This is a genomic window from Leptospira tipperaryensis (assembly GCF_001729245.1).
Classification (GTDB): Bacteria; Spirochaetota; Leptospiria; order Leptospirales; family Leptospiraceae; genus Leptospira; species Leptospira tipperaryensis.
This window is the reverse complement of the sequence record NZ_CP015217.1, coordinates 3,663,015-3,676,552: the sequence shown is the minus strand read 5'-3', so window position 1 is coordinate 3,676,552 and position 13,538 is coordinate 3,663,015. Positions and strand designations below refer to the sequence as shown.

The following is a 13,538-nucleotide window of genomic DNA, read 5'->3' as shown; positions in this document are numbered from 1 at the left end:
ACATCGGAAAACCTTCCGATATCGAATTCTCTTATCAATTTTGTTATTCGTATCGACTGAGCTTTTTGCATTTCCCACCGTTCTCACAAAGGATTGGAAGCTCTCAGTAGGTAAGAATGTAGATCTTTCCGAAGACGATCCGATCTGGAAAAAATTCGATTCGCTTCCGATTCCAAAAGAGATTCTTCAAAATTTTTCTCTTCCTGAAGATTCCCCGCATACGATAACCCTGCTCAGAAAAATCGAAATTTCCAAAGCAGAGATCGAAGAACTAAATACGGATGGACTTTCCGTACACTTTCCTCTATTTACGAACGTTTACGAAGTTTTCTTTAACGGCGATAAGGTGGGAGAGGGCGGCTTTATTTCCGGAGGGAGAATTTTAAAAAACGGATTTAAGAGACACGTGATCCTTACAATTCCTGAGAATAAGGTCCGAATCGGTGAGAACGAAATCAGAGTGGTTCTCTCTGCAGATCCGGGAGAAGAGTTAGACGCGTATGCCAGTTTCGATTCTACTCCTCCTCTTTTAGATCTTCAATCTCGAAATGCGGAAATTCTTTCGGAACGTTCCACTTTGATGCTTTTGTTTTTATATCTTTTCGTCGGCTTCTATCATTTTCTTTTTTATTTCAAACGTCCTCAAGAAAAGTATAATCTTTTTTTCGGGCTCTTTTCCATTCTACTTTCTGCATATATTTATCTTCGAAGTAATTCCGTTTACGAGTTAAACCTCGATCCATTTTTGCAAATGAAAATGGAATATATGATAGTATTCAACATACCTACTTTCTTTTTATTATTCTTAGATACTTTTTTTGAATCCAGAGTTAGCTCTATTTCACGCTTCTATCAGTTTTTTGCCGTCGCTTTGACTTCTCTGATTCCATTTTCGAGTAGAATCGTTTGTGTGTTTTTACTTCAGGTTTGGCAGTTTTCGGTCCTTGTTTTTGTATTTTATTCTTTATACATTATGTTTCGAGCTTTGATTCGAAAGAATCAAGATTCGGTTCGTCTTTTTGCAGGCTTTATCATTTTAATAGTTTCCGCGATAACCGACTTGATCGGATCCATGCAGTGGTTCCCTTTTTTAGAAAATTATGGACTTCTAAAATACGGATTTTTTACGTTCGAACTTGGAATTGTATTCATTCTCGCGAATCGTTTTCTACGAGTACACAACGAGGTGGAAGAATTGAACCTTGATTTGGATCACAAGGTAAAAGAAAGAACGGGCCAATTACAGGATACTCTTAGTCAGATTCAAGAACTGAAGGTTCAGCAAGACGGGGATTACTTTCTCACCTCTCTCTTATTGGATCCGTTAAACCGACATCATCTTCAAAATGATTTTATAACCCTGGAAGGGTTTAGTCGTCAGAAAAAACATTTCGAGTTTAAACAGTGGAAAAAGGAGATCGGCGGGGACATCATCATTGCGGATGAGATGACCTTAAAGGACCGACGTTATCTCGTTTTTGTAAACGGAGACGCGATGGGAAAATCCATACAAGGGGCCGGAGGGGCCTTGGTATTAGGAGTTGTGTTTCGTTCTTTTTTATCCAGGACTAAGACGGTTTCTTCGTATAAATCAAAGCCGCCTGAAGTCTGGCTCAAGGATTGTTTCGCGGAGCTTCAAAATATTTTCGAATCCTTTGACGGTTCCATGTTGATTTCGGTCGTGCTTGGATTGGTCGATTTAGAATCCGGAATTTTCTACTTCCTCAACGCGGAACATCCTTGGACGGTACTATATAGAGACGGCGTCGCTTCGTTTATCGAAGATAAATTAGAACTTCGTAAAATAGGGATTACCGGTCTGGAAAGTAAGATGAAGGTAAAAATATTCTTCCTGGAAAAAGGAGATTCTATCTTTATCGGATCCGACGGAAGAGACGATTTGTTATTGGGTGTAGATTCGGACGGAACTCGTTTGATAAACGAAGACGAATCGCAATTTTTAAAGCGAATTGAAGAATCCAGAGGAGATATGGGTAATATCGTTCAATCGCTTCGAAATTTCGGTGAACTCACGGACGACCTTAGTATTATTAAATTCTCATATTTAAAAGAGCCGATCCGATTTCAATCCGTGGGAAATTTGAACTCGGAAAGGTTTCCGGACGACACATATCTTAAATATTTGGAGACGGAAAATTGGGAAGACGCCGTCTACTATCTCGAAAACTTAAAAAAGAAATTTGCAGACGAGTTCCTACCCCCGATTTTTAAAAAGGAATTGGCTAAAGTATATTATAAAACTGGAAAGTATGAAGAGGCCCTTTTACTTTTTGAAACTCTGATTTCCGATTTCCCGGAAGACGTTGAAAATATGTTTCTTGCTTCCTTAATTTACAAAAGGTTTAACCGTTACCGTCAGGCGGTCGAACTGGGAGAAAGAGTGATGCTGAGGGAACCGGAATTTTTGAACAACGTAGCTCATCTCGCAGAATCTTACCTTTTTATCCACAAACGGGAAACTGCGATTCAGCTTTTGCAAAAAGTGGACCAACTGGATCCCAACAATTCTCATGCAAAAAAAATACGGATCCAACTCGATAGACCTGTTCCGGATCATCGAAACGGCTAAAAGAGATTTTCGCTTAACAATTGACTTACGTCGATCTGATTGCTGATATGTTCGATCGTATTTGCCGTTGCGATAAATTCGACGCCGGAATTTATTAGGTCTTGATATGCGTCGTCTGTGAAAATTCCGTGAACGCATACGCAGATTGCAGGTTTCATTCCCGCATCTTTTAGATGCCCGATTGTTTTGAGTAAGGTCTTTCCCGTTGAAATGATGTCGTCTATCAAAACCGGGGTACTGTTTTTGTATTTTTCTAAATGGGGAACGCTGACTTCTACGTCTCGATCTCCTCTTCTAATTTTTTCTAAAACTGTAAAAGGGGATTTGGAAAGTTCAGCGACTTCCTTTACCCATTGGCTGCTTTCCGCATCGGGACCGATTAAAATCGGATTCTGAATTTCTTTTCGAATATAATCTGCGATCAAAGAAGTTGCGTGAACGGCTTTGGAGGGAATTTTATAGACCTCGTTTAAGTTTTTGATTCTGTGAAGGTGGGGATCGATCGTAAGCAAAGAATCGACGTATCGGGACAGCAAGGCCGCGAAATACTTTGCGGTTATTCCTTCGCCGGTTTTGAATACTTTATCTTGTCTCATATAACAAAGATAAGGCGAAACGAGGTGAACTTTCGAAGCGCCTAAAGATTTTGCCGTTTCACAAAAGAAGATCAAAGATAGAATTTTAGAATCCGGTTGATTTAAGGAGCAGATCAAATACACTTCGGAATCTTTGACTTCTTCGAGGATTCTGCAATGCGATTCTCCATCCGGATAGTTTCCAAATTCTACTTCGCCTATACTTATTCCGGAAAGTAAGGAGATGGATTTTGTCAAAGAATCGTTTTCAGGAAAAGAGAATAGAAGTCGTTTCATATTGTTTATTTAAAGAATCGTAACGATATCTCTTTGAGTTCTTAGATAGTCGGAAGCGTATTCCAACTCGCCGATGGATTCCGCATGAATTGTGTAAAGCAGTTCGTCTTTTTCGACTTTTCTGCCTATGGGCGCTAAAAAGTAAACTCCTGCGGAAGGGGAGCTTGGAGCGCCGGCAAGTCTCGCGATCTTAGCGATTCTACGATTATCAATTTCGCTAACGACTCCTTTCTTTTCCGAAAGGATATCGAGATGAAATTCGGCCACTCTCGGTTCTTTTATACCGCCTTGTGCGTTACAGATCGATTCAAATTTGTTCCAGGCTTTTCCGGATTCTAAAATTTCTCTCGCTAATTGTATTCCGTTCTGACGTTTAAATAAATCAGAAAATTCTAATATACATCCGGCCATAAAAAGTGCCCTTTCTTTTAGATCCTCAGGCGCCTCGGGCTCGTTTTTCAAGACCGAAATACAATCTTGTATTTCAAGCGAAGGGCCTATTCCTCTGCCGATCGGTTGTGATCCGTCCGATATGATTACTCTAACTTTTAATCCGACCGACTTTCCTACGACCGTGAAATAGTATTTTAGCTTTTCTGCATCTTCTTCCGTACGAATTTTAGCCGTCTTTCCAACGGGAATATCGATGACGACGTGAGTGGAGCCGGCTGCGGCTTTTTTGGAAAGAACCGATGCAATCATCTGTCCGACGCTGTCCACTTCCAAAGCGCGTTCGACTCGGATTAGAATATCGTCAGCCGGACTCAAGCCGATGGATCCACCCCAGGCGATACATCCGCCTTCCTGTTCCACGACCGATTTCATTTTGTCCAGATTTAGGTTTACGGTAGTTACCGTTTCCATCGTGTCCGCGGTTCCGGCGGGAGATGTAATTGCTCTCGAGGAAGTTTTGGGAATCGTAAGTCCTGCGGCGGCAACGATCGCAACAACGATCGGGGTGGTTCTATTTCCGGGAAGTCCGCCTACGCAGTGTTTGTCGACTACAACTTTGCTGTTCCATTTTAGAATCGAACCCGCCTGAATCATAGCTTTGGTAAGAGATTTGATTTCTTCCAGATTGAGATGATCTCCCGAACAAGCGGTGATAAACGAAGCGATTTCAATATTAGAATATTTTTCATCTTTAATATCCTGTATGATTCTATGGAACGCGGCTTCGTTCAGACGATTTTCATACATTTTTGAACGGACGTCGTGCATCGATTGAACTGGTTGTAAATGCGCGAGCTGAACGAGATCTCCTTCCTTTGCGTTTACCGCCTTCCATGCGCTTTCTGAAAGTCCTGCTTCTCCTTTATGAAGAATTTTATTTTCAATGATGTTCAAAGAAGCGATGATCGTTTTATCTCCGACCGTGACTTCTACTCGATTGAGTGCGACAAAACCTTCGGATTTGCATACGGGGCAGTCCCTTCTTAAAAAAACAACGTATTCCTGATTGGTGTCGATTCCTAAGTTCTTGAGATAAAGAGCTTCAGTCCTTTGTTGCATTCTACAATTCCAATTCTATGATATCGAATAAGTTTGGTACGGTGCAGTTCCAATTAAAAAGATCGCTGAGTTTAACGCGAAGAGCGTCCGACGCACCTTTTTCGCCGTGAACGATAAACGTTCTGGTCGGCGGTTTGTTTTCTAAGTCGCTTAACCAATCTATAATTTCATTTTGATCTGCGTGAGAAGACAAACCTTCGATCAATTGGATCTGCGCGTTTACTTGATAAAATTTTCCATAGATCTTGATTTCGTGGTTTCCTTCCTGTAATTGTCTTCCTCTTGTTCCAGCCGCTTGAAAGCCGCACAAGAGAATCGTGGAATTCGAATCGCTCAAATAATTTTGAAGATAGGTGAGAACTCTTCCTCCCGTTGCCATTCCGCTTCCAGCAATCACGATCTTAGGCGAATGATCCTCGGCGAATTGCAACGTTTCTTTCATCGATTCCGTTTTTCGAAACGAATCCCAAATCTGAGAACATTCTATCGGAGAAAGTTTATGCCATTTTGTATGAGTCTGAAAGACTTCGAAAACGTTTCTTCCCATAGGACTATCCATGATCATCGGAACGTCCGGGATTTTAGATTCCGATTTTAATTTCCAAAGAAGATACATCAAACTCTGCGCTCTTTCCACGGCAAAACTCGGTAGAATCACCGTTCCTTTTCTTTCCAGGGTTTCGTTTAATATTTTTGTTAATTGCTCTTCCGGATTCTTAGGATGAATCCTATTTCCGTAAGTACTCTCGATAAAAAGATAGTCCGCTTTTTTAGGTTTGTGCGGAGGATACAGGAGTAAGTCCTCCGGTCTTCCTATATCGCCGGAAAATACAAAGAGTTTTCCGAAAATTTCCAACTCGATAAAAGTCGCACCGAGGATATGGCCGTTGTACTGAAATCTTGCTCGCACACCTTCACCCAAATCTTTCCAGTGATCCAACTCGTTAGAATACAAATATGTAAGAGAAGCCGTTGCGTCTTTGAGATCGTAAAGAGGAACCGCGGGTTTGTGTTTGGAATAGCCGCCTCGATTGGCTCGATCAGCTTCTTCTTCTTGAATTTTGCCTGAATCTTTTAAGATGATTTCCGCGATTTCAAGAGTCGGTGCGCTCCCCAGAATTTTACCGCGAAATCCTTGTTTGACGAGTCTAGGGATATAACCCGTATGATCGAGATGGCCGTGTGTGAGTAACACCCAGTCTATTTCGGAAGCGTTTACGGGAAGTGTACTCCAGTTCAGAAGTCTGAGTTCTTTGAGACCTTGAAAGAGTCCACAATCAACGAGGATTTTTGTTTTGCCTGTAGCGATAAGATATTTGGAACCGGTGACCGTGCCCGAAGCGCCTAAGAAATGAATTTGAACGGTTGAACTCATTTCTTAAGGGACGCTTTCGAAATGGAAAAAAACAATCAGAATATTTTTAAGGATTCTTGATATAAATCAAATCATCGAGCTGCTAAAAATTTTCCCAGACCTTTTTTCTTTCCAACGTCATCTAAGACGTTTCCGTTTTGAACGCAGAGATTTCCGTTTATAAAAACAGCGTCAACGGCTTTGTCATTTCTTCGAACCAAACGAACGATTCCACCTAATTCTTCCAGAGGCGCTTCGTGAATTTCTTCGACCGAATTATCCAAACCTTCCGGGTTTAAGATTACGATATCCGCTCGAGAACCTTTCTGAAGACGGCCCGCGTCGATTCCAAACCAGTCCGCGATTTCACCCGTTAATCTCCAGATCGCTTTTTCCAAAGTTAAGAATGGTTTGCCTTCTCGGATTCCATCATTGACGAGTCGTAGCATACGAAGAGGAAAGTTATAATGAGCCATTCCACGAAGATGCGCGCCTGCGTCCGAAAAACCGATCAAGACATCCGGATGGCTGATGATAAATTTCAAAGGTCCGGGTCTATCGTTGGCGATGACAGTGTACCATCGGATATCGTTTCCATATTCCGCACAAAGATTGAGAAACGTATCGACGACGTGTTCTTTTCTTTGTTTCGAGATTTGATAAAACGTTTTACCGATCAAAGAAGAATCCGGACATTCCACGACGGTTGCTTGATTGAAATCACGGTGAAAAACTCTCGGAAGAAAAAAGTTGGTCCATTGTTTTCGAAACCACTTTCGATATCCTTTGTCGAGAAGGAGTTTTTTTCTTTCCACAAGATCGGCGAGATGGATCGCAGCAGTGCCCGCTCCGAATTCTTCAAAGACGACAACGTCGACTCCGTCCGCATAGAGGTCGAAAATTTCGGGTAACGCTTGAAAACGAAAGTCCGCGCCTAAGAATCGATTGATCAAACGTGCGAGCCCGGCGACGAGTCGATAGAGAGTTCGATTCGATCTTGGATCCATCAAAGAGATGATTGTGGTTTTTAGTTTTTTACGAAAGACTCCGATACTTTCCCAGAAGAAAAGGAGGACGTTCACTTTGGTGGAAACGTTAGGCACTCCTTGAAAGATTTTTCCATTCTCCCTAAGAATCCGATTAAAACTTCTGAACTCCGACCAAGAAGCAAACGTGGAAGGAAGGGGCTTACTTCGAAAACGAGTTCCATCCATTTTATCCCAGCGAAGAGTATTGATCGAAAGACCGAGATAACCCGCGTCGATTCCTTCTTGGAGAAGGGATTTCATACGAGCCATTTCTTCCTCACTGGGTTTGACACCCTTGCTCAGAGATCTTTCGAGACCCATCACATAAGCTCGAATGGAAGAATGGCCTACAAAGGAAGTGACATTGGGTCCGAGAGGCAATTGATTTAGGTGCTCGGTATATTCTTTCAGAGTGTTCCAGGTTTTTTTCTTTTGTAAGAGAGGAAGCACTTGTTCTCTGGGAATCGCTTCGACCCTGGAAAACATATCCGCCAAATCTTCCGGAGATCCCAAAGCCAAACTCAAAGAACAACTTCCGAGCGTGACGGTCGTAACTCCGTGACGGAGTGATTCTGAAAGAGAAGGGGCGGCTTCGATCTCTGCGTCGTAGTGTGTGTGAAAATCGATAAATCCCGGCGTGACCCAACGACCTCGTGCGTCCCAAACCTTTTCTGAAGTATTATCATCCAAGGGAGAATCGCTGATTTCTATCAATTCTCCTTTGACAATCCCGAGGTGACGAATTGCAGGAGGAGCTCCCGTTCCGTCAAAAAAGAGTCCGTTTTTAATAATCCAATCATAGGTTTTCATTCTTGAAAATTCTCCCAAAAAGCGTACGTTAGATGCGCTTTCCAAGTGGATCGGAAGCGTTCTCGAATTTTAGTCAAACATTTTTATTTTGTGGAATTCTATAGCTAAGTATAAATTATAAATAATATATCGATTGTTATGGATAGAATGATCTAAAATGCCAATCCTATCCATTTTAAGTAAATACTTAAGGTGCGTGAAAGTTATAAAACGACCCAAATGTATAAAATAGAATGAACTAATGTTCATTATTTAAAAAAGATCTTTTTTATACGAATGCTCTTGACAGAGATTTATATGGGTTTAATTTCTTACTTCGGTGTATCAAACACTACAAGCGAAGAAGACCAATGCGAAATCTAAAAATAGAAAAAACAATAGTGAAGAGAATTGAGGTAATTGAAATGCGCAAATTAAGCTTATTGATCCTTATGAGTTTCCTTTTAACAGGTTCTTTAATGGCATCCGGCGGTGGGTCTTCTTCGAAACCATTAACCGGTTCGTATCCGATCGTTCTTTCCCACGGATTATTCGGTTGGGGAACGGATTCTAGCGGAGTTATCAACATCGTAAATTATTGGGGTGGAATGGACACTTACTTGAGAAATCAAGGCGCGAGTGTTTACGCTCCTACTAAAACTGCGGCTCAGTCCAACGAGACAAGAGGCGCGGAATTAAGAGACAAAATCAACGTTTATATGGCCGCAAACGGCTTTACTAAGGTTCACGTTCTTGGTCACTCACAAGGTGGTCTGGATAGCCGTTACATGATTTCCAATTTGGGAATGTCAGGAAAAATTTCCACTCTGACTACTCTGAATTCTCCACACAGAGGAAGCCCGATTGCAGACATCGTGAGCGCAGTGATTCCAAGCTGGGCGAAACCTTTTGTTTCTGCGGTTCTTGGCGTTGTGGTTCAGTTGGTTTACGGCGGCGGACAACAAGATGCTATCAAAGCACTGAATTCTTTGACTACCGGCGGAATGGCGACTTTCAACGGTTATACTCCTGATAAATCGGGAGTTAAATACTATTCTTATGGTTCTACCATCTCCATTCCAGATCTGATTCAACACCCACTGATGGGAATTCTTTATCCAGCATGTTGGGCAGGTGGAGTTTTCAACGGACAAGGCGGTTCTAACGACGGTCTCGTTCCTGCAACTTCTCAAAAATGGGGAACTTGGAAGGGAGGACCCTCTTACGGAATCCTCACTACAGGCGTCGATCACCTCGAAGCTTCCAACACTCTCCTTTCTGGTCAGACTTGGTATGACGTAGAAGGTTATTACCTCGCAATGGCTTCCAACGCCAAAGCGAATCAATAGTTTCCTAAAATTCCAGTAACCGTGCAAGATAGGATTCCGCGTTTCGACGCGGAGTCCTTTTTTTTTACTTTTTCCCCGATTTTTACCGACTAACTACCAATAGTTGTAGAATAAAATTCATAGTTCCGATTCAATACCATTCCCTATGAAACCTTCGTTCGCAATTTTAGGTTCCGGAAGTATCGGAACTTACCTCGGTTGTAAATTGTTAGCTGCAGGCAATTCAGTAACTCTCTACGGTAGAGAAAGAATTCAAAATGAATTGAAAACTTTCGGCGCGAAGATAACGGATTTTACCAGCAACGAAATTCTTCTTCCGCCCGGTTCGATTCCTTATACAACCTCTCTTCAAGGTGTTTCCAACGCGGATGTTTTTTTAGTTACGGTAAAATCGAAAGATACGAAGGATCTCGCTCAAGAGCTCAGCGGGATTCTTGAAAAAAGACAGAAGATACATTCAGTTTCCAGCGCGCTCCCGATCGTGATCAGTTTTCAGAATGGTGTACGAAACGCGGAGGTTCTGAGAGAAGGTTTGAAAAATCGGCCCGTAGAAGTTTTGGCGGGAATGGTTCCGTTCAACGTCGTCTCCAAAGGAAACGGTCACTTTCATAAAGGAACGAGTGGGGATCTAGTCGTAGAATATTCTCGATCCGGACGTTCGATCGTTTCGATTCTAAATCGCGCCGGTCTTTCCGCAAACACTCATAAAAATATCGGCGGAGTTCTCTGGGGAAAGTTGATCTTTAACTTAAATAATTCTTTGAATGCGCTTTCGGGGCTCACTCTAAAAACCGAAATTTCAAAAATAGGTTACCGTAAAATTCTTTCCAAACTCATGAAAGAATCGCTGGAGATTCTGAGACTCGCTGAAATCAGACCGGTTCGTTCCGGAAAGATGATTCCGACCTTGGCCCCTTTTATTTTGAATCTTCCCGATTTTCTTTTTTTTAGAATCGCTTCCGGAATGGTGAAGATCGATCCGCAGGCGCGTTCTTCGATGTGGGAAGATTTGGTGCATAAAAGACCCACTGAAATCGATTCTCTCAACGGGGAAGTGATCAAATTGGCGGACGTTATGGGTCATCCGGCGCCTCTCAATCGAGAAATTGTTCGTTTGATCAAAGAGGCCGAAGCAAATCCGAAGATTTTAAATCTAAGCGCCGAAGAATTGGCGAAAAAAATGAAAATCAATCTGAATTAATTTTTTAGAATATTCCAGATTGATTTTGTTTTATCCGATTCCTTACGGATATATTTTTCTTCCCATTCTTTCAAACTCAAACCTTCTTTGGAGGCTTGTTTTTCCCTGAATCCGTTTAACAAAGATTTTGTGATCGGATAACCGGCGAGCGCGGAAGGAATTCCTATTAAAAATCCCCCCAAGAACATAGGCGCACCCATGTCGTTTATCAAAAAAGAACTCCAGTATTTTAGGCCTTCATACAATTCCAACGAACTGGAATGATTGATGACTTGCAAAATGCGATCAAAGCTCATCGAAGCCATATTCCAACCGAGGGCGTTGTAGGCTACGGCTCCGGTGACGTAGAAAATATAATAGAAAAAGGGAAGTGTGACGGGATTCGTAATCCAGATCATTGCGATCGCGATCGGCATATAAAAACGAATTCCTAAGATTCTAAGAAGAACCCAAGTTATCAAGCCGAGATACATTTGAATTCCTATGAGAGGAGTCAGAGACCAGAAAAGTCCGATCGAAGTTCCTAAACAAACTTCTTTGACGGGAGCGTGCGACTGTTGAAAGGGAACTATGATTTGTTGGTGTATAAGTCTATAAACTGCTTTTATCATGATCGAAATCAAAGATTGGATTTGATTCTTTCCTTTGTGTAGGTTTGTAGAGCATTCAGATATTCTTTATGAAGCGGAAAAATCTCTATGGCCTTCTTAATTTCTTCTTCAGCTTTGACTGGATCTTTTCTCTTTTCAAAATAAAATTTAGATAACAAAAAATGGGATTCCGACTTGAGCGCTCTTCCACGGAAGACTTTGGTAACACCTTTTTCTAAAGAAGCGATCGCACCTTCCGAATTTCCTTCCATGATCAGGCAAAGACTAAAACCGTAATAGGCGTCTCCTTTATCGGTAAGAGAGATCGAGTTTTGAAATTCGCTCAAACTTTGTTTTCTCAAATTCTGACGCAGATAGAGGCTTCCTAAATTCTCATGGAGAATGGCTTCGCCATCCGGTCCTTTTTCCTTTGCGATCACGAGCGCTTCTTGAAAGATTTTTTCGGCTTCTTTGTAGTCCTTATTCGATTCGTAGACAAGCCCAAGTCCTCTTTTGCAATCCAAGGATTTCGGATCCAAGACAAGGCACTTTGTGAAATCTTTTTCGGCTGCGTCTTGATTTTTTTGGAGATAACGAATCCAGCCTCGGACATACAAGAGTTCCGCCGTATCTCCCTTTTGTTTTAGACTTTCTTCGGCCTTTTGAAGCGCTTCTACCAGATTGTCTTTTTCGGTAAGGTCTCGGATTTCTAAGATGGAAATGGAATCCTTTTTATTACAATCTGCAACGAAGAAGAATAATGAAATCGCAATAAACGTAAAACCAAGAAGCCTTCTAAAGTTCGAAATTGTTTTTTTCATACATGCGTTGGAACCCTTTTCTCAGGAACCGTATCCTTACCCATAAAAAAGTTGAATCTTAAAAAAAAATCTGTCGTAACAACGACAAGTCCTTCCGTGAAAGCCGCGCCCCACCCTGATTTTGGGTGGAGGGGCGGGTGGTGGAAGACGCCGGGTGACTTTTCTCTATCAGAAAATCATTATTTTGCAAGGAAAATCCCCCTTCCTAGGAACTCCTACATATACACTCATTGTGAATGTCTTGATTCCAAATCGTATCCGAACTGGAAGGAAAAGGTATGTAAGGAACCAGAACTCTTCTTAAACTTCGCATAAGAATATCGGTGTTTCTCCACTTGCACAGAAAGATTCTAAGATACTTCGATAAACGCAATCCGGAAAGAACTACAAAATATCTTTTTTCAAAGAGCGCTCGATTCATTCTGATTTTTAAAATTGAATCAGAGTTGGCTTTCCAGAAAGCTCGCGACCAATTCAGCTGATTTTTTTCCCTCTTCGATACATTCTTTCGCTCTGTGAAATTCCATAAGACCTATGTTTCTGAGTCTCGGTGCGATGATCAGATCCGGCGGATCTCCGGCCATTCTACTTCGAGTAATTCGGATCTGCATAACGTTGATGCTCTTTGACATCACCTCGATCATTCCCGGCTTTTCATCCTTTTCCTTTTGGAGATTCTCATCCATATCCTTCCCCCAAAAACGAGACAAGAATGACTTTCGATCGTTTTCTTTTTCGCTCACTTCCTCCGGAGAATCCTTTCGATCCAGAAGATCTTGATTGAGATCGACGGCAATTACGAAGTCCGCGCCCATTGCCTTACAGAGAGAAACGGGAACCGGATTGACGAGGCCTCCGTCAACGAGCCAACGTTCCTCCCGTTTTACAGGGGAAAATATTCCGGGAAGAGAAATGGAAGCACGAACCGCTTGCGGAACGGAACCTTCTCTCAACCAGATTTCAGCTCCGTTGTCTATGTCCGTCGCGATGGCTCCAAATTTTTTTTCAAGATGTTCAAAATTGAGATCCTTAAATTCTTTTTCAAAAAAATCGAAGAGCTTCTTTCCGCTTATCAAACCGCCTCCAAAAGAAATATCCATAAATCCCAAGATATCTTTCCATTCTAAGGTTTGGACCCATTCTTCCAGACGATCGAGCTTACCGGCCGCGTAAAAAGCTCCGACGATCGAACCAATCGAGGTTCCGCAGATGATATCGGGCTTCCAGCCGTAAGATTCCAAGACTCGTATAACGCCGATATGCGACCATCCCCGAGCCGAACCGCTTCCTAAAGCCAATCCTACGATTCTTTTTTTGTCCTTTTTCAATGGGTTCCCCGCTTTTTTTATATAAGATTCTTTGAAAAAATGAAAAAGATCCAGTCAGATGGAAATTTTTTACGTTTAATATTCCGTCAGTTGTTATATGCAAT

General features: G+C 41.9%; 10 protein-coding genes. 3 read left to right on the top strand and 7 right to left on the bottom strand.

The genetic code is table 11. The annotated features are described in order from the left end of the window. Window positions 1-25 precede the first annotated feature (25 nt). Window positions 26-2,590 carry a SpoIIE family protein phosphatase gene (locus A0128_RS17330; protein WP_245667257.1) on the top strand — a complete coding sequence of 855 codons (2,565 nt, stop codon included), beginning with the start codon at window positions 26-28 and terminating at the stop codon, window positions 2,588-2,590. On the opposite strand, the gene A0128_RS17325 is transcribed toward A0128_RS17330, so the two are convergent. The 4 genes from A0128_RS17325 to A0128_RS17310 all read right to left on the bottom strand — a co-directional run bounded on the left by A0128_RS17325 (window position 2,587) and on the right by A0128_RS17310 (window position 8,166). Further along, window positions 2,587-3,462 carry a ribose-phosphate diphosphokinase gene (locus A0128_RS17325; RefSeq protein WP_069608651.1) on the bottom strand — a complete coding sequence of 292 codons (876 nt, stop codon included), beginning with the start codon at window positions 3,460-3,462 and terminating at the stop codon, window positions 2,587-2,589. The two genes, A0128_RS17330 and A0128_RS17325, sit on opposite strands and share 4 nt — an antisense overlap. A 9-nt stretch (window positions 3,463-3,471) precedes the next feature. After that, entirely contained in the window at window positions 3,472-4,974 is a 1,503-nt protein-coding gene (locus A0128_RS17320) for a thymidine phosphorylase family protein (RefSeq protein ID WP_069608650.1), read from the bottom strand. A 1-nt stretch (window position 4,975) separates the two neighbouring features. Continuing rightward, window positions 4,976-6,349, bottom strand: a complete 1,374-nt coding sequence (locus tag A0128_RS17315; RefSeq protein WP_069608649.1) for an MBL fold metallo-hydrolase RNA specificity domain-containing protein — start codon at window positions 6,347-6,349, stop codon at window positions 4,976-4,978. A gap of 71 nt (window positions 6,350-6,420) precedes the next feature. Continuing rightward, window positions 6,421-8,166, bottom strand: coding sequence for an N-acyl-D-amino-acid deacylase family protein (locus A0128_RS17310; protein ID WP_069609375.1), 1,746 nt, complete (start codon window positions 8,164-8,166; stop codon window positions 6,421-6,423). 404 nt (window positions 8,167-8,570) lie between these two features. Here A0128_RS17310 and A0128_RS17305 point away from each other — a divergent pair, with 404 nt between their 5' ends. Both A0128_RS17305 and A0128_RS17300 read left to right on the top strand, forming a co-directional pair. Next, the gene (locus A0128_RS17305) at window positions 8,571-9,494 is read left to right on the top strand and encodes an esterase/lipase family protein (protein ID WP_069608648.1); all 924 of its coding nucleotides are present in this window, start codon (window positions 8,571-8,573) and stop codon (window positions 9,492-9,494) included. A gap of 145 nt (window positions 9,495-9,639) precedes the next feature. Beyond that, on the top strand, window positions 9,640-10,695 hold the full coding sequence (locus A0128_RS17300) for a 2-dehydropantoate 2-reductase (RefSeq protein WP_069608647.1): 1,056 nt from the start codon (window positions 9,640-9,642) through the stop codon (window positions 10,693-10,695). On the opposite strand, the gene A0128_RS17295 is transcribed toward A0128_RS17300, so the two are convergent. The 3 genes from A0128_RS17295 to rssA all read right to left on the bottom strand — a co-directional run bounded on the left by A0128_RS17295 (window position 10,692) and on the right by rssA (window position 13,434). Continuing rightward, window positions 10,692-11,306, bottom strand: coding sequence for a DUF2062 domain-containing protein (locus tag A0128_RS17295; protein WP_069609374.1), 615 nt, complete (start codon window positions 11,304-11,306; stop codon window positions 10,692-10,694). The two genes, A0128_RS17300 and A0128_RS17295, sit on opposite strands and share 4 nt — an antisense overlap. Window positions 11,307-11,314: 8 nt before the next feature. After that, window positions 11,315-12,106, bottom strand: coding sequence for a tetratricopeptide repeat protein (locus tag A0128_RS17290; protein WP_069608646.1), 792 nt, complete (start codon window positions 12,104-12,106; stop codon window positions 11,315-11,317). A 440-nt stretch (window positions 12,107-12,546) separates the two neighbouring features. Then, entirely contained in the window at window positions 12,547-13,434 is an 888-nt protein-coding gene (gene rssA, locus A0128_RS17280; RefSeq protein WP_069608644.1) for a patatin-like phospholipase RssA, read from the bottom strand. Window positions 13,435-13,538 lie beyond the last annotated feature (104 nt).